This window comes from Cupriavidus sp. 94F1, from assembly GCF_057798875.1.
On record NZ_JBYOJT010000003.1, the window covers coordinates 157720 to 183232 of the forward strand.

The window sequence follows — 25513 nt, forward strand, 5'->3', positions numbered from 1 at the left end:
GTCCCTTTAGCCGCCCGTTACCGGTTGCACGAGGTCGATCTGGTCGCCCGCATTGAGCGATGTGGCCGCATGCGCGGCGCGCGGCACGAACTGGCCGTTCACCGCGGCGGCGAACGGCGGCGCGATGGCTGCCGCCGTCACGGCGTCGGCGAGCGTGGCGGCGTCCGGCACGTCGAGCGGTTGGCCATTGAGCAGGATTTGCATGATGGTTATCGGTTAATGCAGCGTGCCGCCGCCGGGGTTGACGACCACGCTCGGCGCGGGGCAGACCACCTCGCGCACCTGCTGGATCATGCCGGGCCAGCGCAGCGCGGACGGCACGGCATAGGCGGCGGGGTCGTCGTTGAGCAGGGCACGTACCACGTGGCAGGCCGCTTCCGTCACGGCCGGGGCGATCAGCCAGCCATGGCGATACAGTCCGTTGATGCGCACCACGCGCGCACGCTGGTCCACGCGGATGGACGGCAGGTGGTCTGGGCGCGTCGGGCGGCGCTGCACGTTCAGTTCCAGCACCCGCGCCTCGCCAAAGGCGGGATGCAGCGAGTGCGCGGCCGACAGCAGTTCCAGCGCGGAGCGCACGCTCATCGGCGAATCGTCCTCGCTTTCGATTTCGGTGGCGCCGATCACGTACAGGTCGTTCGGCTTCGGTGCGATGTAGATCGGGTAGCGCGGATGCAGCAGGCGCACCGGCCGGTGCAGCTTCACGTCGGGCGCATGCACGCGCACCACTTCGCCGCGCAGGCCACGCAGGCCCGGCACGGGGTTGCCCTGCGCGTCCTGGTCCATCCAGGCGCCCCGGGCGCCCAGGCCACGGCAATCGAGCACCACGTCGGCCTTGATGCCCAGCGATGGCAGCGATTCGGCGTCGATCTCGCCGGCTTCCCACACGCAATGCAGCCCTTCGTCGATGGCACAGTGGAGCAGGGCCCGCAGCGCGCCACGATTGTCGAGCTGGCCTTCGCCCTGCAGCAGCAGGCCTTGCGCGAAGCGCCCGGCCAGCTCGGGTTCCACATCGGCCACGCCCTTGCCGTCCAGCGCGCGCAGGCGCGCCTGCACCAGTTCCGGCGGGGCGACGGCGCGCATGCGGCTGGTGAACAGCGACACCTCGCTGCGGTCCCGCGCATGCCAGACCACCAGCGTGCCGTCCTCCTGGAAGAACACGGGCTCGGGCAATTCCTGGATCCAGGTGCGCCACAGGTCGACGCTGGCAATGCCAAGGTCGACGATGCGCCGTTCGGCGATGGCCGATTCGGCCAGCGGCGCCAGCATGGCCGCGGCCACGTGCGCGGCCGAGCCGCTGCCGTCGGGGCCGCCACGCTCCACCAGCGCCACACGGGCGCCGGCACGCACCAGCAGCCAGGCGGAAATCCGCCCGGCCAGGCCGGCGCCGAGAATGGCGACATCGAAGGACTGTACTGCTGTCATGGGCTTGTATGCCGGCGGCATTGGCCAGGTAAGTGGCGCCGACCGGCCTCCGGTTGGGTGAATACCGCCGCGCTGCGTGGGGGCGCCGCGCGCGGAACTCTCAGGTGCTACGGTACTGCCGGGCGGCGCCGCGTGGGCGGCCGCCCGTCCTGCAAGACAACGCTTACGAGTAGATCTTCGAGCCCGACTTCACGAACTCGATCGACTTCTCTTCCATTCCCTTCTGGGCAGCCGGCAGCGATGCCGCGTAGTCGCGCACTTCCTGCGTGATCTTCATCGAGCAGAACTTCGGCCCGCACATCGAGCAGAAGTGGGCGATCTTGGCGCCTTCGGCCGGCAGCGTGGCGTCGTGGAACGACCGTGCGCGCTCCGGATCGAGGCCCAGGTTGAACTGGTCTTCCCAGCGGAACTCGAAACGTGCCTTGGACAGCGCATTATCGCGCAGCTGCGCGCCGGGCCAGCCCTTGGCCAGGTCCGCGGCATGGGCGGCGATCTTGTACGTGATGATGCCTTCGCGCACGTCTTCCTTGTCCGGCAGGCCCAGGTGCTCCTTCGGCGTGACGTAGCACAACATGGCCGTGCCCATCCAGCCGATGTTGGCGGCGCCAATGCCGCTGGTGATGTGGTCGTAGCCCGGCGCGATGTCGGTCACCAGCGGTCCCAGCGTGTAGAACGGGGCTTCGTAGCAGTGCTTCAGTTCCTCGTCCATGTTGGCCTGGATGCGCTGCAGCGGCACGTGGCCCGGGCCTTCGATCATCACCTGCACGTCGTGCTCCCACGCCTTGGCGGTCAGTTCGCCCAGCGTGCGCAGTTCACCAAACTGGGCGTCGTCGTTCGAATCGGCGATGCATCCCGGACGCAGGCCGTCGCCGAGGCTGAACGACACGTCGTACGCCTTCATGATTTCGCAGATCTCGTCGAAGTGCGTGTACAGGAAGTTTTCCTTGTGGTGCGCCAGGCACCACTTGGCCATGATCGAGCCGCCGCGCGACACGATGCCGGTCACGCGGTCGGCCGTCAGCGGCACGTAGCGCAGCAGCACGCCGGCGTGGATCGTGAAGTAGTCCACGCCCTGTTCGGCCTGCTCGATCAGCGTGTCGCGGAACATTTCCCAGGTCAGGTCCTCGGCGATGCCGCCGGTCTTGTCCAGCGCCTGGTAGATCGGCACCGTGCCGATGGGCACCGGCGAGTTGCGCAGGATCCATTCGCGCGTTTCGTGGATGTGCTTGCCCGTGGACAGGTCCATGATGGTGTCGGCGCCCCAGCGGATCGACCACACCATCTTTTCCACTTCCTCGGCCAGCGACGACGTCACCGCCGAATTGCCCAGGTTGCCGTTGATCTTCACGCGGAAGTTGCGGCCGATGGCCATCGGCTCCAGTTCCGTGTGGTTGATGTTGGCCGGGATGATCGCGCGGCCAGCGGCCACTTCACGGCGCACGAATTCCGGCGTCATGTCTTCCGGACGCAGCGGCAGCGCGGCCCCCAGCGCGTTGCCGGGATGCTGGCGCAGCAGCGCCTTGTATTCGGGCTTGTCGTACAGCGCCTGCAGGTTCAGCGATTCGCGCAGCGCCACGTATTCCATCTCGGGCGTGATGATGCCCTTGCGCGCGTAGTGCATCTGCGACACGTTGGCACCGGCCTTGGCGCGGCGCGGGTTGGTCAGCTGGGCAAAGCGCAGGTGAGCCGTGGCGGGGTCGTTGGCGCGCGCCAGGCCATATTCCGACGACAGGCCGGACAGCACTTCGGTATCGTTGCGCTCTTCGATCCACTTGGCGCGCACGGGCGGCAGGCCGGCCTTCAGGTCGATATGCACGTCGGGGTCGCTGTACGGGCCCGACGTGTCGTAGACGGGAATTGGCGGATTTGCCATCTCGCCCTTTTCGGTGCGGGTGGCGGTCTGCAGGATCGTGCGCAGCGGCACGCGGATATCGGGGCGGCTGCCCGTCAGGTAGGTCTTGGTCGATGCCGGATAGGCAAATTTCTGGTCGAGATCGCTTTCCAGCGACTCAAACGATGCAGCGGGGGCAGTACGGGCCATGGGTGTCGTCCTCTCTCTTGCGGGGATGGACGAAACCAGGAGCCCTGTGAGCCGGCCTGCGCGGCATGGCCGGCGGCGGCGTCCCGGTGCGGTAAAGGCGGCTTTCCCGCGGGACAAGAGGCAAATCGGTTTTTGTGAAACTTCCCACGCCGGTACTAGCCGGATCGGGTTCGAAGGGACTCTCTCAGCGCGCCCGGCCCATCCGGACGGCACCCCTGTTTCATCCAACGGGGTGAATTTAAGCACAAGCCCCGGCCCCGCGCCACCCGAAATTCGGTTCCAGCTGTCGTGCTTCACGGTATCGGAATCATGGTGCCTTGCAGCATTGCGAACGGGCGAGTTGCCGTACCATGGCCGCAGCCCGCCGAAGTGCCGACAAGCATTGCCGCCCAGGAGATGCCATGACCGCCACACCCGCCGCCGACGTCGATCACGCCCGCATCGCAGATACCCACAGCGTGTTCAACCAGGTGCCCGACCTTGCCCACTACAACCTGTTCGACGCCGACCCCGGCCTGCGTGCCGCGCTGGATCGGCTAGGCGGGACGTGGCATGCCGACGCGCTGTCCGGCTACGGCGCCCGGCTTGGCGACCCCGAAGTGCAGGCATGGGCCGCCGAGGCCAACCGCCTGACCCCCACGCTGCACACCCACAGCCGCACCGGCGAACGGATCGACCAGGTGCAGTTCCACCCCGCCTGGCATCACCTGCTGGCCCTGCTGCGCAGCCAGCAACTGCAGGCGCTGCCTTTCGCGCAACCGCGCGAAGGCGCCTGGGTGGCACGCACGGCCGGCTATTTCCTGCAGGCCCAGGTGGAATCGGGCTCGCTCTGCCCCACCACAATGACATTTGCCAGCATCCCGGTGCTCAGCAAGGAACCGGCGCTCTATCGGGATCTGCAGGCCCGGCTGTTCTCGACCGGGCACGATCCGCGCGACCTGCCCTGGCGCGACAAGACCGCCGTGATGATCGGCATGGGCATGACCGAAAAACAGGGCGGCTCGGACGTCCGCGCCAATACCACCGTGGCCATGCCGGTGCGCGGCGAAGGCCGTGGCGCCGAGTACGCGCTGACCGGCCACAAGTGGTTTTTCTCGGCGCCGATGTGCGATGCCCACCTGGTGGTGGCGCGCATGGGCGCGGCCGACGGTCCGCTGTCGTGCTTCTTCGTGCCGCGCTTCCGGGACGACGGCAGCAAGAATCCGATCCTGATCCAGCGGCTCAAGGACAAGCTCGGGAACAAGTCCAATGCCAGCAGCGAGGTGGAATTCCGGGGCGCCACCGGCATCCTGATCGGCCCGGAAGGCCGCGGCATCCCCACCATCATCGAGATGGCCACCAACACCCGGCTGGACTGCGTGATCGGCAGCGCCGCGCTGCTGCGTGCGGCGCTGGTGCAGGCGCTGCATCACGCGCGACACCGTATGGCGTTCGGCCGGCTGCTGGCCGACCAGCCGCTGATGCGCAACGTGCTGGCCGATCTGGCGCTGGAATCCGAGGCCGCCACGCAGATCATGATGGCGCTGGCCCACGCGTTCGAGCATGCCGGTCAGGACCCGTTGGCTGCCGCCTGGAAGCGCGTGATGACGCCGGCCGCCAAGTTCTGGATCTGCAAACGTGCGCTGGAAGCCACCGGCGAGGCGATGGAGGTCTGGGGTGGCAATGGCTATGTCGAAGAAGGCCCGATGGCCCGGCTGTACCGCGAGGCGCCGGTCAATTCGATCTGGGAAGGTTCGGGCAACATCATGTGCCTGGACGTGCTGCGTGCGCTGCAGCGCAATCCCGACGATGGTGTCCGCATCCTGCACGACCTGGCGCGCCTGTCGAACGGCCACGCTCTTGTGCGCGCGGAGCTTGCATCACTTCAGGCAATGCTTCACGGTCCGGCGGAGGCGCTCGAAGCCAGTGCCCGGCGGTTTGCGCAGGGCCTCGTGCTGACCGCGCAGGCCGCGCTGATAATCGCCCACGCGCATCGGGAATCGGCCGAACAGTTCGTGGCCAGCCGCCTGGGCCGCCAGCATGGCCGCGTGTTCGGCACGCTGGATGCCGATATCGCCACTTTGGCCCGTATTTCCAATCGCGCCTGGCCCGCCTGACACTTATAGTGTGCGGACATCGCACATTGCATGCTGCACGGCAGTATCCCCACCTTCAGGGGATATGGCACCTGCCGTAAACGTTGTGGCGACGGGCCCCGGCCCGCCTGCGAAACCTTCCAAGTCGTCGTCACAACGGACGGTCCACGCCAAGTAACGTGGCCGCCAAGCCACCCCATGAATATCAGCAAACGTCTGCTTCTTACGCTGTCCCTTGCATTGCTCGCGCTACTCTTCGTTGGCCTGGGCGGCATCTGGCAACTGTCCAGGGCCGAGGACCGGTTCGAGTACTTCAACGACAACACGCTGACGAGCGTGCGCGATCTCAACAATGTCAGCGGCGCGTTGGCCAATATCCGCGTCTCGCTTTACCGGCATGCCATGACCACCGATGCCGGCGCCAAGACCGAAGCCGAGGGCATGCTCGACAGGTCCAACAAGCGTTTCGACGATCTGCTGGCCAAGTACGAGCGCGAGGACATCTCGGACGAGACCGACCGCAAGTTGCTGGAAGCCGATCGCGCGGCCATCAAGGCCTATCGCGAGACCCTGGGCGCGTTCCTGGAAAAATCCCGCGGCAATGATTTCGACGCCACGCGGGAAATGATCACGTCGGGTCCGGTGCACCTTGCATCGACCGCCGTGCGCAAGGCCCTGGACGAGCATCTGGACTACAACACCAGGCTCGGCGAAGAGGCAGTGGCCTTCAACAAGGCCCAGTACCACACGTCGGTGCGCGTGTTCGTGATCGTCATCGTGGTCGCCGTGGCACTGACCGCGTTCCTGGCCTTCGGCCTGTACCGGCGCATCCGCACCAGCCTCGATGAAATTCAGGGCACACTCGCGCACGTCAGCAACACGCTCGACCTCGACCACCGCGCCCCGGTGGACCGCCTCGACGAGATCGGCCTGACGGCCCAGTCGTTCAACGCGCTGATCGAGCGTGTGGCGGGCACGCTGCGCGAAGTGCGCCGTTCCACCGATTCGGTGAGCGTGGCCGCCGCGCAGATCGCCGCCGGCAACGTCGACCTGTCGTCGCGCACCGAAGAGCAGGCCGCGTCGCTGGAAGAAACGGCGTCGAGCATGGAACAGCTCACCGCCACCGTGCGCCAGAACGCCGAAAACGCCCGCCAGGCATCGTCGCTGGCGTCAAGCGCCGCGCTGGTGGCCGACGAAGGCAACCAGTCGGTACAGCAGATGGTGGGCACCATGGGCGCCATCAGCAGCAGCTCCGAGCGTATCGCCGAGATCACCAACCTGATCGAGGGCATCGCCTTCCAGACCAACATCCTGGCGCTGAACGCCGCCGTGGAAGCGGCGCGTGCCGGCGAACAGGGCCGCGGCTTTGCCGTGGTGGCCGGCGAGGTGCGCAGCCTGGCGCAGCGTTCGTCGAGCGCCGCCAAGGAAATCAAGGAACTGATCGAAGCATCGGTCGATACGGTCCGGACGGGTTCCGGCCAGGCCGAGGAAGTCGGCAAGACCATGACCGACATCCGCCAGGCCGTGAAGCGCGTGTCCGACATCATCGCCGAGATCTCGGCCGCGTCGCAGGAACAGAGCGCCGGCATCGAGCAGGTGGGCCACGCCGTGGGCCAGATGGATCAGGTCACGCAGCAGAACGCCGCGCTGGTGGAAGAAGCCGCCGCCGCCGCGCAATCGCTGGACGAGCAAGCCGGCCGCCTGCGCGACATGGTGGGCCAGTTCCAGATGCGCGGGTAAGGCCGGCATCTGTGTTGTGCCGTTCTCCGCTCCCCCACTGGTGGGAGAGCGGAGAACCTACATCTCAGTCCGCTACGGCCGCCTCGCGGAACCGCAGCGTCACATGGGGGGCGAAGCGGATCAGGTCGTGGGCGCGCTCGCCGATCATGATGGCCGGCGCGTTGGTATTGCCGCCCACCAGCGTCGGCATGATCGACGCATCGACCACGCGCAGCCCCTCCACGCCTCGCACCCGCAATTGCGGGTCCACCACGGCCAAGGCGTCCATGCCCATGCGGCAGGTGCCCACCGGGTGGTAGATCGTGTCCGCGTGCCGGCGGATCAGCGCCCGCACCGCCTCGTCGTCGCTGCCATCGAGCCGCAAGGCGTCCGAATACAGTTCGCGGCCGCCGAAAACCGCCAGCGGCGCCTGCATGAAGATGCGCCGCACGATGCGCAGGCCTTCCAGCATCGTTGCCATGTCTTGCGGATCCGTCAGGTAACGGGGGTCGATGCGCGGCGCCTGCCGCATGTCGGCCGATGCCAGCCTGACCTCGCCCCGGCTGCGCGGACGCAGCACGCAGACATGGCAGGAATAGCCATGACCCAGGTTGACACGCCGCATGTGGTTGTCGGCCATGCCGACCACGAAGTGCAGTTGCAGGTCGGGCTCGGCCAGGTCCGGACGGCTGCGCACGAACGCGCCGGCTTCGGCAAAATTCGATGTCATCATGCCGGTCCGCTCGCGCCGATAGCGCAGGACTTCGGCCACCAGGCGCCTGGCCCCGCCCAACGAGATGCCGAACAGGTCGGACGCCGGCACGCGCTTGTGCAGAATGATGTCCAGATGATCCTGAAGGTTGCCGCCGACGCCGGGCAGATCATGCACCACGTCGATACCGTGCTCGCGCAGATGGGCGGCCGGCCCCACGCCTGACGCCATCAGCAGCTGCGGCGACCCGAACGCTCCGGCCGACACGATCACCTCGCGGCGCGCGCGCAGCACGATTTCCTGGCCGTCGCGCCACACCAGCACGCCCACGGCGCGCCGTTTATCGAACAGGATACGCAGCACCTGCGTGCCGGTCATCACATGCAGATGGCTGCGCCCGCCGTTGCAGTGGCGGTCGCGGACATTGCCCCCGTGCAGGTAAGCGCGCGCAGCGTTCCACCGTTCGCCGTTGTGCTGCGTGACCTGATACCAGCCCACGCCCTCCTGCTCCTCGCCGTTGAAATCGTCGTTGCGCACGATGCCCGCATGCTGCGCGGCATCGATGAAATGCTGGCCGAACGGATTGGGCGAGCGCAGGTCGCTGACATGCAGCGGGCCGGTGCCGCCGTGCAGCGGATCGTCGTCATGGCCGGCCACGCGTTCATTGCATTCGGCGCGGCGGAAGTATGGCAGCACATCGTCCCACGACCAGCCGTCGCAGCCCGCCGCGGCCCATCCGTCGTAGTCGGCGGGCCGGCCACGCATATAGATCATGGCGTTGATCGAAGACGACCCGCCCAGCCCGCGCCCGCGTGGCTGATAGCCACACCGCCCGTCCAGACCAGGCTGGGGCGCGGTCAGGTAGCCGTAGTTGCGCGCGCCGGCGCGCGGCAGCATGGCCGCGCAGCCGGCAGGTGTGCGTACCAGCACATGATGGTCGTGGGCGCCGGTTTCGAGCAGCGCGATGGTGTCATTGCCACTGTCGGCCAGCCGTCCAGCCAGCGCACAGCCTGCCGAGCCCGCACCCACGACGAGATAGTCAAAGGTCGTTTCCATCTGTCTCCCCGCGTGTCCGGCGCCGGTCCAGTCTCCCCGCGGACGCCCGCCGCGAAAGTCCAGTGTAGGCGTTGCCGCCGGCGTGGTGAAGCGGGGCGGCCCCGGAATCCGGGCGGCCAGCGCGCGGTGCCGCACGCCCCGCGTTTGGGAGCCGTCCTCCATTGATATAACCGACGCTCTGCCTTATGGTGCGCGATGGCCCACGCAAAACAGATCGCGCCTCAAGGAGACCGCCGATGAGAGAAGTGCCCGCCATGTCCACGGTGTTCAACGCCATGCATGCCGCGTCGCGCCACGACCAATCGCCGGCGTGGCCGGTCCGGGCCGACCGGCTGCGGCGCCTCAAGGCGCTGGTGCGCGACAACCACGACGCCATCGCGGCCGCGATCAACGCCGATTTCACGAACCGCCCGCGCCATGAAACCGCGCTGCTGGAAGTATTCCCGAGCATTTCGGGCATCGATGACGCACTGCGGCATGGCAAGCGGTGGATGCGCGTGCGCCGGGTAAAGACCGGGCTGTGGTTCAAGCCGGGCAAGTCGCGCCTGATGCCGCAGCCGCTGGGCGTGGTCGGCATCGTGGTGCCCTGGAACTACCCGCTGTACCTGGCCATCGGGCCGCTGACCGGCGCGCTGGCGGCCGGCAACCGCGCGATGGTGAAGCTGTCCGAATTCACGCCACGGTTTTCCGACCTGTTCGCGCGGCTGGTGCAGGCCACGTTCGCGCCGGACGAGGTGGCGGTCATCAACGGCGACGCCGAGGTGGCCGCCGCTTTCAGCGCGCTGCCGTTCGACCACCTGCTGTTCACCGGCTCCACCAGTGTCGGCCATCACGTGATGAAGGCCGCCGCCGCGAACCTGACGCCAGTGACGCTGGAACTGGGCGGCAAGTCGCCGGCCATCATCGGCCCCGGCGCCGATTTCGAGCGCGCCGTGGAGCGCATCCTGGTGGGCAAGCTGCTCAATGCGGGGCAGACCTGCATTGCGCCGGACTATGTGCTGGTGCCGGCCGATCAGCGCGACCGGCTGGTCGACACCGCACGGCGCGTGGTGAGCCGGCTCTATCCCGACATCGCGCGCAACCCGGACTACACGAGCATCATCAGCCCGCGCCATTTCGACCGGCTGGTATCGTTGATCGACGCCGCCCAGTCGGCCGGCGCCCGCGTGGTGCCGCTGACCGATGCCGGCCCCAACGCCGCCGTCCGGCAGCTGCCGCCCGTGCTGCTGACCGACGTTCCGGACCACGTGCGCGCGATGCAGGAAGAGATTTTCGGGCCCGTGCTGCCCGTGGTGACCTACCGCAACCTCGACGACGCGATCGGCTTCGTCAATGCGCGCCCCCGGCCGCTGGCGCTGTACGTGTTCGACAAGGGCGGCGACGTGGTGGATCGGGTGATGCGCCAGACCGTGGCCGGCGGCGTGACCGTCAACGACACCCTGTTCCATATCGCCCAGGACGATTTGCCCTTCGGCGGCGTGGGGCCCAGCGGGATGGGCGACTATCACGGCGCGGCCGGCTTCGAGACGTTCTCGAAACTCAAGCCCGTGTTCTATCAGGCCGGCCTGAACGGGGCCGGGCTGCTCAAGCCGCCCTATGGCAAGCGGTTCGCGTCGATGCTGAAGATGCTGATGCGCTAGCTGGCGAACTCAGGCAGCCAGCATCGGCTTGCCCAGCATGCGCGACAGCACGGCCTCGGGCGAATGGGTCCGGTCGCCGATGGCGGCCGGGTCCAGGTAGATCGTCTGTTCCATCATCGCCTTGCCGCGCATGGCGGCATGCAGCAGCTGGTCGCTGAACACGATCCAGGTGGCGCCCGGCGGGAAATGGAATTCCTGCTGCGGCACGGACTTCTGGTAGTCCAGGTCGGCCTTGGCCAGGTCGTGCAATTGCAGCATGCGGTGATCGTATTCGCTGCGCTCGCGCTTGGTGATGTGCAGCGTCTTCATCAGCCAGGCCTGGCCCGGCCACATGCCGTGCGTCTTTGGCACGAATCGCGCAGCAAAATCGCCAAATGGCTCGCCCACCCGCCACACACGCGGCGCTTCGGGGTCGATGTTGTGGAACACGCGCAGCAGGCGCTTGCCCAGCATCGGGTTCGACGGGAACGAATCCACGTGCAGCCGCGTATCGTCCTTGCGCCAGCTGACCGGGCGGCCGGCGATTTCGCTCGGACGCAGCGACGTGCCCGCACGCGTCATGTGCCCCTCGTACTCGGGAAACAGCGTGCGGATCAGCGTCTCGCTCGACGTGGCATAGCGATGGATCAGATTGTAGAGATCGGTCAGGTCCTGCTCGGTGCCGGCCGCCCCACGCACGGCGCGGTCGTTGGCGCGCAGGTTGATGTTCTTCGACTTGCCGTCGGAATAGCGCGGGTCCAGGAACCGTTCCTCGCCCGGCTGCAAGCGGAACGCCAGGTTCGGGAAGTACAGCACGGCGCCCTGCTCCAGTTCGCGGCGCAGCGTGGCGCGCGTCTCGGGCGTTACCTCGGGCGACCAGTCGGTATAGGGCTGGGTGCGGATCAGGTCCAGGGACATGGCAATTCCGATAATTTCAGGTTGACCGGATTCTACCTCCATGCGGGCGCCGGCCCAGGTGCCGCCCGCGCAACAAAAAACCCCGCGGATCCGTGAGGACCGGCGGGGTCTTGCAGCCGTGAAGGCGCCCTGGGCGCTTACAGGCCGGCGGCGGCGCGCAGCGCGGCGGCCTTGTCGGTGGCTTCCCACGAGAATTCCGGCTCCTCGCGGCCAAAGTGGCCGTAGGCGGCGGTCTTTTCGTAGATCGGGCGCAGCAGGTCCAGCATTGCCACGATGCCCTTCGGGCGCAGGTCGAAGTGTTCCTGCACCAGCTGGGCGATCTTCTCGTCGGAGATCTTGCCGGTGCCTTCCGTGTAGACGGTCACGTTGATCGGACGCGCCACGCCGATGGCGTAGCTGACCTGCACCTGGCACTGGCGCGCCAGGCCGGCGGCCACCACGTTCTTGGCCACGTAGCGGGCGGCGTAGGCAGCCGAGCGGTCAACCTTCGACGGGTCCTTGCCCGAGAACGCGCCACCACCGTGCGGCGAAGCACCGCCGTAGGTATCGACGATGATCTTGCGGCCGGTCAGGCCGCAGTCGCCCTGCGGACCACCGATCACGAAACGGCCGGTCGGGTTCACCAGGTACTTCGTTTCCTTGAGCATGTCGGCCGGCAGCACGGGCTTGATGATCTCCTCGATCACCGCCTCGCGGATCTGTGCCTGCGAAATGTCCGGCGAATGCTGGGTCGACAGCACCACGGTGTCCACGCTGTGCGGACGGCCGTCCACGTAGCGCACGGTCACCTGCGACTTCGCATCGGGGCGCAGCCAGGGCAGGCGGCCATCGCGGCGCAGTTGCGACTGGCGCTCCACCAGGCGGTGCGAGTAGTAGATCGGGAACGGCATCAGTTCCGGCGTCTCGTCGCAAGCGTAGCCGAACATCAGGCCCTGGTCGCCGGCGCCCTGGTTCAGGTAGTCGTCCGACGCGCGGTCCACGCCCTGGGCGATGTCCGGCGACTGCTTGTCATAGGCAACCAGCACGGCACAACCCTTGTAGTCGATGCCGTAGTCGGTGTTGTCGTAGCCAATGCGCTTGATGGTGTCGCGTGCGACCTGAATGTAGTCGACGTTGGCGGTCGTGGTGATTTCGCCAGCCAGCACCACCAGACCGGTGTTGCAAAGGGTTTCCGCGGCCACGCGGGCGTACTTGTCCTGGGCAAGGATGGCGTCCAGGACGGCGTCCGAAATCTGGTCAGCGACTTTGTCGGGATGGCCTTCGGAGACGGATTCCGAAGTAAAGAGGAAATCGTTCGACACGATCTAGTTTCTCCAGGTTGGCTTTTCGGCTATTGCGTGCCACCTTCGGAAACGATGCGGCGACGCTTTAGCGGTATTTAGGCTGCTCCGGTAGAGCGGCATCGCCCCGCAAGTTGTCAGTTAACTCGGCGATGGCAGGTATTATACCGCCCTGCCGCTTCCGTTGCAGGCCGCTAATTCTTCAAATAACGGCAGGAAACGGGCGTATCTCAGAAATCCCTGACTGCTTTTGCGGTTATTACGCTTTATTTTCGGCTTTACCGGCTTCGTCTCGCCCGCACCGACATGACCTTTCTGTTCTGGCTCATCTCCCGCCTGCCACTGCGCGTGCTGCACGCCGCCGGCGGTGCATTGGGGCTGCTCGTGGCGCGTCTGCCCGGCCGCTATGGGCGGCGTCTGGCCGAGAATTTTCGCCATGCCTACCCGCAGGCCACCGACGCCATGATTGCTGAGTCGGCGCGCCACACGGGGCGCCTGATCATGGAGATGCCGTACTTCTGGAGCCGCAAGGCGATCACCGTGCGCACCGACAATTTCGATGCATTGTGGTCGGAAACGGCCCGGCTCGGCGCGGCCGGCAACGGCGTGATCGTGCTGACCCCTCACCTGGGCTGCTTCGAGGTATTGCCGCAGGCCTACGCCCGGCAACAGCGCGTGACCTGCCTGTTCAAGCCGCCCCACCAGCCCTGGCTGCGCGATTTCGTCGAGCACATGCGCACCCGCCCCAACATTGCCATGGCGCCTGCCACGCCGCGCGGGGTGCGTATGCTGGTCAAGGCACTCAAGCGCGGCGAGACCATCGGCATCCTGCCCGACCAGGTTCCAAGCGGCGGAGAGGGCACCTGGGCGCCGTTCTATGGCAAGCCCGCCTATTCGATGACACTGGTGCATCGGCTCCAGCAACTGACGGGGGCACCGATCGTGATGGTCTTTGCCGAACGCCTGCCGCGCGGCGCCGGCTACCTCGGGCATCTGCGCGTCCTGTGCGGCGGCGGCATGCTGCCGGAAGACCCGGCCGCAGCGTCGGCTGTCATCAATGCAACGATCGAAGAGTTGATCCACATCGACCCGACGCAATATTTGTGGGGATATAACCGCTACAAACATCCGGCCGGGGCCGGGCTGCCACCGGATATGGCCCCCGCCATGCCGGCGGTCACCAACAACGAGAATCAATGAGCCGCATCCTTACCTGGCTCGGCATCGGCTTGCTGACGGTGCTGGGCAAACTCCCCTACGCCTTTGTGGCGCGCTTTGGCGAGGCCCTGGGCAGCATCCTCTATCTTGTGCCAAACCCGCGCCGCGAGGTGGTGCGCGCCAACCTGCGCCTGTGCTTTCCGGAGCGGTCCGACGCCGAGATCGAGGCCATGGCTCGCGAGACCTATCGGAAGGTGTTCCGCAGCTTTGCCGAAGGCGGCATCTTCTGGACCTGCGGCGAAGCCAAGATGCGCCGCCTGGTGCAGATCAAGGACCACGGCAACCTGCCGGCGCTGGACGGCACGCCGCATATCCTGGTGACGCTGCACCTGTCGGGCCTGGAAGCGGGTGCCATCCGCCTGACCATGCACCTGCGCGACACCGTGGGCCGCTCTGGCGCGTCGCTGTACACGGTGCAGAAGAACAGGCTGTTCGACGATTTCCTGAAGGTGGCGCGCGGCCGTTTTGGCGCGAACATGATCTCGCGCAACGACAGCGTGCGTAACATTCTGCGGGTTTTGAAGAAGGGCGAGGCACTGCAGCTGATTTCCGACATGGACTTCGGCGAGCGCGACTCGGAATTCGTGCCGTTCTTCGGCGTGCAGGCGCTGACGCTGACGTCGGTGTCGCGCCTGGCGCGGCTTGCCGGCGCCCGGGTGGTGCCGATCTACACCGAGCAGTTGCCCGACTACCAGGGCTACGTGCTGCACCTGCTGCCGCCGTGGGAGGATTACCCCGGAGAAAGTGTCACGGACGACACCCGACGCATGAACGCGTTCTTCGAAGAGGCGATCCGTCCGCGCATCACCGACTATTACTGGGTGCACAAACGCTTCAAGCACCGGCCGCCCGGCGAACCGGACATCTACTGATTACAATCGGCACCATGAAACTCCAGTTCACCAAGATGCACGGCGCCGGCAACGATTTCATCGTGCTGGACGGCATCCACCAGAAGCTCGACCTGACCGACGCGCAATGGCGCGCCCTGGCCAGCCGCCATTTCGGCATCGGCGCCGACCAGATCCTGATCGTCGAGAAATCGGCGCGCGATGACGTCGACTTCCGCTATCGCATCTTCAATGCGGACGGCGGCGAGGTGGAGCACTGCGGCAACGGCGCCCGCTGCTTCGTGCGCTTTGTCACCGACAAGGGCATGACCGACAAGCGGTCCGTGCGCGTGGAAGTCATGAACGGTGTCATCACCCTGACGCTGCAGGACGACGGCCAGGTCACGGTGGACATGGGCGCGCCCGAATTGACGCCGGCCCGCGTGCCCTTCATCGCCGACGGCCTGCCCACGCGCACCGAGGGCGACGACACGCTGTACGGCCTGGAAGTCAACGGCCGCACCGAGTGGATTTCGGCCGTATCGATGGGCAACCCGCACGCGGTGCAGGTGGTGGACGATGTCGAGCAGTTTCCGGTGCTGCAGGACGGCCCCGTGATCGAGCATCACAAGTCGTTCCCGAACCGCGTCAATGCCGGCTTCATGGCCATCGCCGATCGCCACACGATCCACCTGCGCGTCTTCGAGCGTGGCGCGGGCGAGACCCTGGCCTGCGGCACCGGCGCCTGCGCCGCCGTGGTGGCCGGCATTCGCCGTGGCCTGCTCGATTCGCCTGTCAAGGTGCATACGCACGGCGGCGACCTCAGCATTGCCTGGCAGGGTGTGGGTCAGCCGGTGCAGATGACCGGTCCGGCGACGACCGTGTTCGAAGGGTCTATTGACCTGGCGACGCTCCCTGCCTGACCATAAGGGCTCGCCCCCGCGCCTGGCGGGGGCCGTGTGGAACGCGGGACGACACCGGTCCCGCCACCGGAGAGCCCATGAGCCTGGACGATTTCCGCATCACCACGGGCAAGCAGTTCAAACTTGCCGCCTTCGACGCCGCCAGCAAGCCGCTGTCCACCGGCAACAAGACTTCCGATAACGCCCATCTGGCCGAACTGAGCGGCCAGCTCGATGCCGTGCAGGACATCTTCTACGCCGAGCACAAGCACAAGCTGCTGATCGTGCTGCAGGGCATGGACACCAGCGGCAAGGACGGCACTGTCCGATCGGTCTTCCGCAGCTTCGATCCGCTGGGCGTGCGCGTCGCCAGCTTCAAGGCGCCCACCCCCGAGGAACTGGCGCGCGACTACCTGTGGCGCGTGCATGCCCAGGTGCCGCGCAAGGGCGAAATCGTGATCTTCAACCGCAGCCACTACGAAGACGTGCTGATCACGCGCGTGCACGGCTGGATCGACGAAGCCGAATGCAAACGGCGCTACCGGCAGATCCGCGAATTCGAACAGATGCTGGTGGAGACGGGCACGACCATCGTCAAGTGCTTCCTGCATATATCCAAGGGCGAGCAGAAGCAGCGGCTCGAGGAACGGATCGCCGATCCGCAGAAGCACTGGAAGTTCGACATGCAGGACCTGGCCGAACGCAAGTTCTGGAAGGAATACCAGCAGGCCTACGAAGACGCCATCGCGGCCACGGCGGCGCCCGAGGCGCCCTGGTATATCGTGCCGGCCGACTCGAAGAGCCATCGCAACCTGATGGTGGCGGAGATTCTGCGGGCCACCTTCGACAAGCTGCGGCCCGATTACCCGCCCCCCAAGCCGGAGCTGGCCAAGGTCGTGGTCGAGTAAGGGTCAAGTAAGCGCAGGGGCCGCGTCATGGCGGGCCCCGGCATCAGCCGTCGCCGTTGCCGCGATGCACGTCGTGGGTGACGAACGGGCGTTCGGGGCCGGGCATGGCCAGCCAGTGCGGATGCTTGAGCGTGTCACGGATATCGTCGAGCCCACTGGACCAATGCTCGTGCATCGTCAAAACGCCAAACTGGTAATCCTTGGCGCTGCCTTCGAAGCTCTTGTCGCGATAGATCAGCTGGATCACGTTGCGGCGCGCGTCGCAGGCGTGCTCGGCGGCACGCTTGTACCACGCGTCGTCGCGCTTTGATGGCGGCACCAGCGCCATCAGTTCACTCAGCATGCGGCGATAGTTCTGCTGTTCACGCATGGCGTCGGTGATGGCGCGCGTGCGGCTCGAATACTGGATGTCCTTCTGGCGCTCGGCCACGTCCAGCAGGTTATGCGGCAGCTTGCCGCGCGCGCTCCACAGGTCCACCTGGAAGATCAGTGCGTCGCGCCGTGGCTGGGCCGTCAGAACTTCCTGCAGCGGGGTGTTCGATACCAGCCCGCCATCCCAGTAATACTCGCCATCGATTTCGATGGCCGGGAAGCCCGGCGGCAGCGCGCCCGATGCCATGAAATGCTCCGCGCGCAGCGTCATGCGAGTGTTGTCGAAGTACGCGAAGTTGCCGGTGCGCACATTGACCGCCCCCACCGACACGCGCATTTCCTTCGGCCTGTTGATCCGGTCGAAGTCGACAAACCGCTCCAACGTGGCCTTGAGTGGCGCAGTGTCGTAATAGCTGGCGCTGCCCGGATCGTCGAAGCGCGACCAGAGATCGGCGATATTGCGCGGCGAGAAAAAGCCGCGCTGGCCTTCCAGCAGTGCGCGCGTGGCGTTGATCCCGTCGAACCAGATGCGCATGGGCTCCGGCCACATCGGCGCGGCCTCCGTCAGCAGGTCCAGCGGCAGGCCGGGCAGCCACGGCTGGGCGCAGATGTATTCCCAGAACGCCCGCAGTTGCGCGACCCGCGTTTCGGGCGGGTTGCCGGCGATGACCGCTGCGTTCAGGGCGCCAATCGAAATCCCGGCGATCCAGTTCGGATGAATGCCGCCTTCGGCCAGCCCCTGGTAGACGCCGGCCTGGTAGGAACCAAGCGCCCCGCCCCCCTGCAGCACCAGCGCGCGGATGGCGTAGGCTTCATGGGCCGGGCCCGCGTGCGGCGGCGCGTCCGGCGCGCAATGTTCGCGCGGCAGCGCCTTGCGGCGGTTTGCGGGCCGTTTGGCCTTGGACGGTGTGGCGGCATCGGCCGCCGAATCCTGGGGCGGCGCGCCCTGTTCGCCAATCTCGCGCTGGATCGCTTCCTGGTTCTGCCGCCGCTTTTCCGCCACGCCCCTGCTCCCCTGAAAATGAAAACGGCCCCAGGCGGGGCCGTGTGCAACACAACTGTCAGACGCCGTACTTCTGACGATAGGCTGCAACCGCGTCGCGAGAGTTCCCGAGCGCCGGATCCTGCGAGGCATCCAGATAGGCCAGCAAGTCCTTCAGCGACGCGATGGCGATCACCGGCACGCCGTATTCGCGCTGCACGTCCTGCACGGCCGAATGGGTGCCGATGTTGTCGGCGGTGCCGCTCTTTTCCATGCGGTCCAGCGCGATCAGCACGGCGGCCGGCTCGGCGCCGGCGGCGCGGATCATCTGCATCGACTCGCGCACCGAGGTACCGGCGGAGATCACGTCATCGACGATCACCACCTTGCCCTGCAGCTTGGCGCCCACCAGCGTGCCGCCTTCGCCATGGTCCTTGGCTTCCTTGCGGTTGTACGCAAACCCGACATCGCGGCCCATGCCGGCCAGCGCGACGGCCGTCGCCGACGCCAGCGTGATGCCCTTGTAGGCCGGCCCGAACAGCACGTCGAACTGCAGACCCGAGTTGATCAGGGTCTTCGCGTAGAATTGCGCCACCTGGCCCAGCATCGCACCCTGGTTGAACAGGCCTGCGTTGAAGAAATACGGCGACTTGCGGCCAGCCTTGGTCACGAACTCGCCAAAAGACAGCACGCCTGCATCCAGTGCAAAGCGGATAAAGGTCTGGCTCAGGTCGGCCGGCGTCGTCTGCTGCGTCATCTTTTCTCTCTGAATTCAAAATTTCCCGAGATGTTACGGATTATCAGCGCCAACCTCAACGGCATCCGTTCGGCCCACAAGAAGGGCTTCTTCGAGTGGATGGGCAAGCAGAACGCCGACATGGTCTGCGTCCAGGAACTCAAGGCGCAGCAAGCCGACATGACCGAGGCGTTTCTGGCGCCACACGGCTATCACGGTTTTTTCCACTACGCCGAAAAGAAGGGCTATAGCGGCGTGGGCCTGTACACACGCCACCAGCCCGAACGCGTGGTCACGGGGTTCGGCTGTGCCGAATTCGACGCCGAGGGGCGTTACGTGGAAGTGCAGTATCCGCACCTTGCGGTCATTTCGGTCTATGTGCCGTCCGGATCGAGCGGCGAAGAGCGCCAGGCGGCAAAGTTCCGCTTCATGGAAGCCTTCCTGCCCCACCTGCTGCAACTGAAGGCCACCGGCCGCGAAATCGTCCTGTGCGGTGACGTGAACATCGCCCACAAGGAAATCGACATCAAGAACTGGAAGGGCAACCTCAAGAACTCCGGCTTCCTGCCCGAGGAACGCGCGTGGATCGGCGCCCTGTTCGACACCCACGGCTACGTCGACGTGTTCCGGCAACTCGACCCGCGCCCAGAGCAGTACACCTGGTGGAGCAACCGCGGCCAGGCCTACGCCAAGAACGTCGGGTGGCGCATCGATTACCACCTGACCACCGCCAGGATTGCCGCCACGGCCAAAGCCAGCGCCATCTACAAGGACGAGAAGTTCAGCGACCACGCCCCGCTGTCGATCGACTACGACTTTCCGTTGTGATGGGGCGCACTGGCGCAAGGCTGGGGCGGCTGACAGTTTCCGATCTCAGATGGATCGGATTTCGTCGAGCAGGTTCGGGTGGCGGTCGAGTAGTTTCAGAAGCTTGACCAGGGCCAGCGGCGGCTTGGTGCGGCCAGTCTCGTAACGCGAAAACGCGTTCACACCGCCGCCGAAGATTTCGCCGGCCTCCTTCTGGTCCAGATGCAGCTTCTTGCGGACTGCGATGATGAAGGTGGGATCGACAAGGGACGCATTGACCTGCTTGTTGAAGGCCAGGGCAAGGTCGTCCAGCCTCTCATGCGCCTCTCGGGAAAGAATCCCCTCGCCGCAGAGCGGACACCACTCGCCGTCCACGTCCTCGAACACTGTCGACTCGCCGCGATAGGCATAGGGCAGATCACGCCGTCCCTTGACCAGCTCGGCGCCGCCACATTCAGGGCATTTCATTTCGTTTCCGTTCCTCGGCCGTTGCCGGCCCGCCATCACCGTATCTTGAACGACACCACCAGCAAGTCGTCCCGAACGGTCAATTTCACGTAAAGGCTCCCATAGGGTGTGCGTGGGTGATACACATCCTGCCAAACGCGGTGGTCCCGATACGTCGTCATGCTCTTGTAGAAGTCAGCGGAACCCAGCTTGTCCACCACCGCCAACGCTTCGGCACGCGACATCGACATGGCCTGGTGTCCTTGAGCGGCCGATGCCGTGAACACGACCCGCCTTTCGGCAATCAACGCCCTCACCTGGGGCCAGCTTGTAATGCGCCGTCGATTTCTCCATGCGAGATTAACCTAGTTGGTTATTTTTCACCAACCCGGAACGCTGCCCCGCCAACACGCCTCTTTTGGCGTAAACCCTGCGTCCGGCAGTCAATCTCGCTACAATGCAGGTTCTCCGCCCCCAAGGACAGGAGACTCTTCGCATTTTTCATAGTGAGTCCGCCATGGTTTTCAAAGTGTTCGTCGATGGTCAGGAAGGCACCACCGGTCTCCGGTTGCTTGACTATCTCTCGGGTCGCTCCGATGTGGAGCTGCTGCGCATTGCCGATGACAAGCGCAAGGACCCGCAGGAGCGAGCACGCTTCCTGAATGCCTCAGACGTCTCTTTCCTGTGCCTGCCCGATGTGGCTTCGCGCGAGGCCGTGTCGCTGGTCACCAATCCGAACACGTGCGTGATCGACGCCAGCACGGCGTTCCGCACCACCGACAGCTGGGCCTATGGCCTGCCCGAACTGACCCGCGGCCAGCGCGAGAAGATTCGCGCCAGCAACCGCATCGCCGTGCCGGGCTGCCACGCCAGCGCCTTCGTGCTGGCCGTGCGTCCGCTGGTGGAAGCGGGGCTGATGCCGGCCGATTACCCGATCTCGGCGTTCTCGCTGACCGGCTACAGCGGCGGTGGCAAGTCGATGATTGCCGAGTTCGAAGCCGGCGGTAACCCGAAGCTGAACAGCCCGCGTCCGTACGCGCTGGGACTGGCGCACAAGCACCTGCCGGAAATGCGCGTGCAGGCAGGCCTGGCCCAGGCGCCGATCTTCAACCCGATCGTCGGCAACTTCCTGAAGGGCCTGTCGGTGACGGTGCCGGTGTATCCGTCGCTGCTGCGCACGCAGGCCAATGCCGAAGCCATCCTCGACATCTACCGCAAGCACTACGAGGGCGAGCAGTTTGTCCGCGTGCATCCGTACAACAGCGACGACAACCTGGACCACGGTTTCTTCGACGTCCAGGCCAGCAACGACACCAACCGGGTGGACCTGTTCGTGTTCGGTAACGAAGAGCGCCTGAACCTGGTGGCCCGTCTGGACAACCTGGGCAAGGGTGCGGCGGGCGCGGCGGTACAGTGCATGAACGTGCGAATCGGCGCGGACGAAGCCAGCGGCCTGAAGGCTTGAAGGCTTGAAGGCCGCACGCGAGCGCGTGAGGCACAAAAAAACCGGCTCCGTGGAGCCGGTTTTTTCATGGGGCGCCTGGCTGGCGGCAGGCTTGGATCAGCCCCCCACCTTGACCAGCGTGGCCTTGAGCGCGACGCCGATATAGGCCGCGCCCTTGGCGCACACATAAGTTTTGTCGCTCGACGTCTCGTCGTCCTTCCAGTTGCTGCGGATCTCCATCAAGGCGTTGTTGCCCGTGCTTCTGGCCCGTTGCTGCAATTCCTGCAGCGCCTCGACGAACACGGTCTGGCACAGTTCGGCATCGGTCGGCACAGGCGTGTCCTGCACCCGGCTCACAGGCCGGCGCACGCGCTTCACCGTCTTGAACAACACCGGATTCTGTTCGCCGTCGAGCCTGTTGAAGCCCCACGACATCTGGATGCCCGGGTCGATCCGGGTCGCCGCCGTGGGCGACTTCAAGGCGGCATCGATTGGCATGTTCATGAGTTGGTCGGCCGCGCTGGCGGCGCCCGATGCCAGTAAGGCGGTTGCGACGAGGGCACTGCGCAATGTCTTGTTCATGGGGCCTCTCCCTGGTTGAGTCGATCCTCGGCATCGGCGGCGCCACGCGCCTCGAACGCCACCCGGATGATGCTACCCGATCCGCCGCCGCACGAATCAGATTGCAGTGTTTACTTTTTTAGTGGCCGCCGCTGGTCTTCGTCGCCAGCGTCCACCGGCGCGCCGGCCAAGCCAGCCATGTTGGCCTGATGCGGCGCCAGCTTGTCCATCGGCATGTTCATGGTCTTCGCGTAGATCGGCAGCACCTCTTGCATGTGCGCCTCCAGCACCGCGATGCGGCTGCGGCCCGACGGATGGGTCGACGAGAATTCGTCGCCCGCCTGCAGGAACTTGCCCATCTTCTGCCACAGCGTGATGGCCGCGCGCGGGTCGTAGCCGGCGCGGGCGGCAATGTCCATGCCGATGAGGTCGGCTTCGGTCTCTTCCAGCCGCGAGAACCGCAGCGACAACATCTTGGCGTTGGACCCGATGTCCATGTTGCCCAGGTTGCCGAAGCCGGTCAGCTGCGACACCACGTTGGCCCCCAGATTCGAGATTTCCGCCTGCGCCGCGCGCTGGCGCGCGTGCTCTTCCAGCGCATGGGCAATCTCGTGGCCCATCACCACGGCCACTTCGTCGTCGGTCAGCTTCAGTTCGTCGAGCAGCCCCGTATAGACGGCCATCTTGCCGCCGGGCATGCAGAAGGCATTGATCTGCCTGGCGCGGATGACGTTGATTTCCCACGGCCAGCGGCCTGCGCGCGGGTTCCAGAGCACGGTCTGCGGCAGCAGCCGGATGCCGATCTCGCGCAGGCGCTGCACCTGCGGATCGGCGTCGTCCAGCAGCGTATGTTTGGCGATGGCTTCCTGCTTGACCTGTTCGTACTCGCGGGCGGCCTGCTGGTCGATGACTTCCATCGGCACGATCTCGCGCACCTTCGAATAGCGCCGCTCCACGCGCACGCCATCGTCGGGGGCTGCCACCAGCGCCACCTCCTGGGCCATCACGGGCAGCGCCGGTGCCAGCGCCACGGCGGCCAGGATGACGCGCAGGCAGGACTGACGCATGGTCTCGGGCATGATGGGATTCACGGCGGGGCTCGATGCGAAATAAGTCGTGACGGGTTCGGGGGCAGCGCGAACGGGTGATGCAATAATACACGCCAGCCTTGGCGCCACCCCATCATGAATTTCCAGACCTATCTCGACATCTTCCGCAACCGCCGCATCGGCGCCATGCTGACGCTCGGCTTTGCCTCCGGCCTGCCGCTGGCACTGACTTCGGGCACGCTGCAGGCCTGGATGACCGTGGAAGGGCTCGACATCAAGACGATCGGCTTCTTCTCGCTGGTGGGCCAGGCCTATATCTTCAAGTTCCTGTGGGCCCCGCTGATGGACCGCTACACGCCGCCGATGCTGGGACGGCGGCGCGGCTGGCTGCTGGTGACCCAGCTGGCGCTGGTGGGCAGCATCGCGGCGATGGCCTTCTGCCCGCCGCACCAGGCGCTGTGGGCGCTGGCGGCACTGGCCACGCTGGTGGCCTTCCTGTCCGCGTCGCAGGACATCGTGTTCGATGCCTACAGTACCGACGTGCTGCGGCCCGCCGAACGCGGGGCGGGCGCGGCAGTCAAGGTGCTGGGCTATCGGCTGGCCATGCTGGTGTCGGGCGGCCTGGCGCTCTACCTGGCCGACCGCGTGCTGGGCTGGTCGAACATGTACCTGCTGATGGCCGCGCTGATGAGCGTGGGCCTGCTTACGCTGATGTGGGCGCCCGAACCGGACACCCCGGCGCGCGCGCCCAGATCGCTGGAAGAGGCGGTACTCGGCCCGCTGCGCGACTTCTTCGGCCGCCAGGGCGCCTGGTGGCTGCTGCTGCTGATCGTGCTGTACAAGCTCGGCGATGCCTTCGCGGGCAGCCTGTCGACCACCTTCCTGATCCGGGGGCTGGGCTTCGACCCCGGCGAGGTCGGCATCGTCAACAAGACGCTGGGCCTGGCGGCCACGATCATCGGCGCGCTGTTCGGCGGATCGCTGATGGTGCGGCTGGGGCTGTATCGGTCGCTGATGCTGTTCGGCGTGCTGCAGGGGGTGTCGAACCTGGGCTACTGGGTCCTGGCGGTGACGCCGCCGCACCTGTGGACCATGGCCGCGACCATCGCGGTGGAGAACATCTGCGGCGGCATGGGCACCGCGGCCTTCGTGGCGCTGCTGATGACGCTATGCAACCGCTCGTTCTCGGCCACGCAGTACGCGCTGCTGTCGGCGCTGGCGTCGATCGGCCGCGTCTACGTGGGCCCGACCTCGGGCTACATGGTCGAGGCGTGGGGCTGGGCGCCGTTCTACCTCGGCACCGTCATCGCGGCCGTGCCCGGCGTGGCGCTGCTCTGGGGCATGCGCAACACCGTCCACCGCTATGAAGCCCAGGCACGCGAGCCAGCAGAAGCGGCGGCGGCCCGGCCGGCATAGTTCAGGGCGCCAGGCCGGCCCGGCCAAGGCGCACCGCGCAGGTCCCGGACTTACTCCTTGTAATAGACGATCTGGTGCGAGGTGGCGAGCAACGCGCCATCGGGGCTCCAGATCTCGGCGCTCTGGTCGAAGAAGCCCTGCCGGAACACGCGCGCCTGGGCGCTGCCCAGCACGTGGCGGTCGTCCAGCGCGGCCAGCGTGGCCGCATCGGCGTGGAAATACGGGGTCAGCGATACCGTGCCGGCCGGCACGAAGCCCGCGCGCTTGAGGAAGATGCGCGGATAGAACGCGTCGCACCAGGCCGCCACGGAAGCATAGTCGGGCGTGCGCGCCGGTTCGTCGCGGATCCAGAATTGCGTCAGGCTGTCCGGATTCTCCGTGCCCGGCGCGGCCGCGGGCTTGGCGCCCCGCACCGCGCGCATGTCATAGCTGTTAATCCATTTCACGGGTGCGAAGCCACCCATTTTCGGCAATGTCTGGGCGGCGGGCACGTCCGGCATCGCCGCTTCGCCACAATTCCATGTTTCGCGGCGCACCGCGAACACGGCGCTGCCGGTGGTGGTGACTTCGCCGTTCTGCAGCACTTCCAGATGCCAGTGCTGGGTCGACCGGTTGGTCCGCGCCGGCCGCGCGACGATCTCGAACGCCCCTTCCGCGATCGGGCCGGCAAAATTGACGGTCAGCGCGCTGGGATCGCCCAGCCGCTCGGGATGGATCAGCGCCGCCTGCAGCATCGCTGCCGCCGTGGCGCCGCCGAACGGCCCGATCATGTTCCAGTAGGCCTGGCTGGTATGTCCCCGGAAGCGGTGTTCGCCGGCCGGTTCCAGTTGCAGGGCGTGATCGAGCGGATGCAGGGGCGCTTGCGTCATGGCGGTGGATACAGGAAAAAGTACGGTCGTTCGGTAACGACGTACGGTATGCCCGCCGGAAGCTTGCGTCAAGCTAGGGATGCTTCGATTCGGCCCTGCAGCGCGCCGGGCGGAATCGGGAAGGCCA

At 66.2% G+C, this 25513-nt stretch carries 23 protein-coding genes and 1 riboswitch; of the genes, 10 read left to right on the forward strand and 13 right to left on the reverse strand.

Going from position 1 to position 25513, the window contains the following annotated elements; genetic code table 11:
* Nucleotides 1-6: 6 nt before the first annotated feature.
* From thiS to thiC, 3 genes are all read right to left on the reverse strand, one after another.
* Nucleotides 7-204, reverse strand: a complete 198-nt coding sequence (gene thiS / locus AC3FJ6_RS08455) for a sulfur carrier protein ThiS (RefSeq protein WP_092602951.1) — start codon at nt 202-204, stop codon at nt 7-9.
* A 12-nt stretch (nt 205-216) separates the two neighbouring features.
* The gene (locus tag AC3FJ6_RS08460) at nt 217-1425 is read right to left on the reverse strand and encodes an FAD-dependent oxidoreductase (protein ID WP_488771482.1); all 1209 of its coding nucleotides are present in this window, start codon (nt 1423-1425) and stop codon (nt 217-219) included.
* 163 nt (nt 1426-1588) lie between these two features.
* Nucleotides 1589-3466, reverse strand: coding sequence for a phosphomethylpyrimidine synthase ThiC (gene thiC / locus AC3FJ6_RS08465; protein WP_153949890.1), 1878 nt, complete (start codon nt 3464-3466; stop codon nt 1589-1591).
* Nucleotides 3467-3590: 124 nt separating this feature from the next.
* A riboswitch (TPP riboswitch) is annotated at nt 3591-3693 on the reverse strand.
* 174 nt (nt 3694-3867) lie between these two features.
* Between thiC and AC3FJ6_RS08470 the strand changes: the two genes are divergently transcribed.
* Nucleotides 3868-5562, forward strand: coding sequence for an acyl-CoA dehydrogenase family protein (locus tag AC3FJ6_RS08470; protein ID WP_488771483.1), 1695 nt, complete (start codon nt 3868-3870; stop codon nt 5560-5562).
* A gap of 177 nt (nt 5563-5739) precedes the next feature.
* Entirely contained in the window at nt 5740-7281 is a 1542-nt protein-coding gene (locus AC3FJ6_RS08475) for a methyl-accepting chemotaxis protein (RefSeq protein ID WP_488771484.1), read from the forward strand.
* A 64-nt stretch (nt 7282-7345) separates the two neighbouring features.
* On the opposite strand, the gene AC3FJ6_RS08480 is transcribed toward AC3FJ6_RS08475, so the two are convergent.
* The gene (locus tag AC3FJ6_RS08480) at nt 7346-9028 is read right to left on the reverse strand and encodes a GMC family oxidoreductase (RefSeq protein ID WP_488771485.1); all 1683 of its coding nucleotides are present in this window, start codon (nt 9026-9028) and stop codon (nt 7346-7348) included.
* A gap of 236 nt (nt 9029-9264) precedes the next feature.
* Between AC3FJ6_RS08480 and AC3FJ6_RS08485 the strand changes: the two genes are divergently transcribed.
* Nucleotides 9265-10668: a coniferyl aldehyde dehydrogenase gene (locus AC3FJ6_RS08485; RefSeq protein ID WP_488771486.1), complete on the forward strand. Its 1404-nt coding sequence runs from the start codon at nt 9265-9267 to the stop codon at nt 10666-10668.
* Nucleotides 10669-10677: 9 nt separating this feature from the next.
* Here AC3FJ6_RS08485 and kdoO read toward each other — a convergent pair whose 3' ends face one another.
* Together kdoO and metK are read right to left on the reverse strand one after the other, a co-directional pair.
* Nucleotides 10678-11565 (reverse strand): Kdo hydroxylase KdoO, encoded by an 888-nt coding sequence (gene kdoO, locus AC3FJ6_RS08490; protein WP_400391743.1) that lies wholly within the window; start codon nt 11563-11565, stop codon nt 10678-10680.
* A 137-nt stretch (nt 11566-11702) separates the two neighbouring features.
* Complete coding sequence (gene metK / locus AC3FJ6_RS08495) at nt 11703-12866, reverse strand: methionine adenosyltransferase (protein WP_066730659.1); 1164 nt, start codon at nt 12864-12866, stop codon at nt 11703-11705.
* A 285-nt stretch (nt 12867-13151) separates the two neighbouring features.
* On the opposite strand from metK, the gene AC3FJ6_RS08500 reads away from it, so the two are divergent.
* The 4 genes from AC3FJ6_RS08500 to AC3FJ6_RS08515 all read left to right on the forward strand — a co-directional run bounded on the left by AC3FJ6_RS08500 (nt 13152) and on the right by AC3FJ6_RS08515 (nt 16703).
* Nucleotides 13152-14045 carry a lysophospholipid acyltransferase family protein gene (locus AC3FJ6_RS08500; protein ID WP_488771487.1) on the forward strand — a complete coding sequence of 298 codons (894 nt, stop codon included), beginning with the start codon at nt 13152-13154 and terminating at the stop codon, nt 14043-14045.
* A complete protein-coding gene (locus tag AC3FJ6_RS08505; protein ID WP_488771488.1) occupies nt 14042-14935 on the forward strand; it encodes a lipid A biosynthesis lauroyl acyltransferase in 894 nt (297 codons plus the stop codon). Before AC3FJ6_RS08500 ends, AC3FJ6_RS08505 begins: the two co-directional genes overlap by 4 nt.
* Nucleotides 14936-14949: 14 nt before the next feature.
* Nucleotides 14950-15816: a diaminopimelate epimerase gene (dapF, locus tag AC3FJ6_RS08510; RefSeq protein ID WP_488771489.1), complete on the forward strand. Its 867-nt coding sequence runs from the start codon at nt 14950-14952 to the stop codon at nt 15814-15816.
* 77 nt (nt 15817-15893) lie between these two features.
* Complete coding sequence (locus AC3FJ6_RS08515; RefSeq protein ID WP_488771490.1) at nt 15894-16703, forward strand: polyphosphate kinase 2 family protein; 810 nt, start codon at nt 15894-15896, stop codon at nt 16701-16703.
* Nucleotides 16704-16746: 43 nt separating this feature from the next.
* Here the strand turns inward: AC3FJ6_RS08515 and AC3FJ6_RS08520 are convergent, their stop codons facing one another.
* A complete protein-coding gene (locus tag AC3FJ6_RS08520; RefSeq protein ID WP_400391759.1) occupies nt 16747-18078 on the reverse strand; it encodes a DUF3734 domain-containing protein in 1332 nt (443 codons plus the stop codon).
* A gap of 58 nt (nt 18079-18136) precedes the next feature.
* Complete coding sequence (gene pyrE / locus AC3FJ6_RS08525; RefSeq protein WP_066730642.1) at nt 18137-18814, reverse strand: orotate phosphoribosyltransferase; 678 nt, start codon at nt 18812-18814, stop codon at nt 18137-18139.
* Nucleotides 18815-18844: 30 nt separating this feature from the next.
* On the opposite strand from pyrE, the gene AC3FJ6_RS08530 reads away from it, so the two are divergent.
* Nucleotides 18845-19621, forward strand: a complete 777-nt coding sequence (locus AC3FJ6_RS08530; RefSeq protein ID WP_488771491.1) for an exodeoxyribonuclease III — start codon at nt 18845-18847, stop codon at nt 19619-19621.
* Nucleotides 19622-19666: 45 nt separating this feature from the next.
* Here the strand turns inward: AC3FJ6_RS08530 and AC3FJ6_RS08535 are convergent, their stop codons facing one another.
* The gene (locus AC3FJ6_RS08535; RefSeq protein WP_487523332.1) at nt 19667-20068 is read right to left on the reverse strand and encodes a type II TA system antitoxin MqsA family protein; all 402 of its coding nucleotides are present in this window, start codon (nt 20066-20068) and stop codon (nt 19667-19669) included.
* A gap of 35 nt (nt 20069-20103) precedes the next feature.
* Nucleotides 20104-20364, reverse strand: coding sequence for a type II toxin-antitoxin system MqsR family toxin (locus AC3FJ6_RS08540; protein WP_488771492.1), 261 nt, complete (start codon nt 20362-20364; stop codon nt 20104-20106).
* A gap of 200 nt (nt 20365-20564) precedes the next feature.
* On the opposite strand from AC3FJ6_RS08540, the gene argC reads away from it, so the two are divergent.
* The gene (gene argC / locus AC3FJ6_RS08545) at nt 20565-21512 is read left to right on the forward strand and encodes an N-acetyl-gamma-glutamyl-phosphate reductase (RefSeq protein WP_488771494.1); all 948 of its coding nucleotides are present in this window, start codon (nt 20565-20567) and stop codon (nt 21510-21512) included.
* Nucleotides 21513-21608: 96 nt separating this feature from the next.
* Here argC and AC3FJ6_RS08550 read toward each other — a convergent pair whose 3' ends face one another.
* On the reverse strand, nt 21609-22073 hold the full coding sequence (locus tag AC3FJ6_RS08550; protein WP_488771495.1) for an excinuclease ATPase: 465 nt from the start codon (nt 22071-22073) through the stop codon (nt 21609-21611).
* Between the two features lie 110 nt (nt 22074-22183).
* Complete coding sequence (locus tag AC3FJ6_RS08555; protein ID WP_488771849.1) at nt 22184-23119, reverse strand: M48 family metallopeptidase; 936 nt, start codon at nt 23117-23119, stop codon at nt 22184-22186.
* A 117-nt stretch (nt 23120-23236) separates the two neighbouring features.
* Between AC3FJ6_RS08555 and AC3FJ6_RS08560 the strand changes: the two genes are divergently transcribed.
* Nucleotides 23237-24517, forward strand: a complete 1281-nt coding sequence (locus AC3FJ6_RS08560) for a muropeptide transporter (protein WP_153949905.1) — start codon at nt 23237-23239, stop codon at nt 24515-24517.
* A 50-nt stretch (nt 24518-24567) separates the two neighbouring features.
* On the opposite strand, the gene AC3FJ6_RS08565 is transcribed toward AC3FJ6_RS08560, so the two are convergent.
* The gene (locus AC3FJ6_RS08565; protein ID WP_488771496.1) at nt 24568-25386 is read right to left on the reverse strand and encodes an acyl-CoA thioesterase; all 819 of its coding nucleotides are present in this window, start codon (nt 25384-25386) and stop codon (nt 24568-24570) included.
* Between the last annotated feature and the right edge of the window lie 127 nt (nt 25387-25513).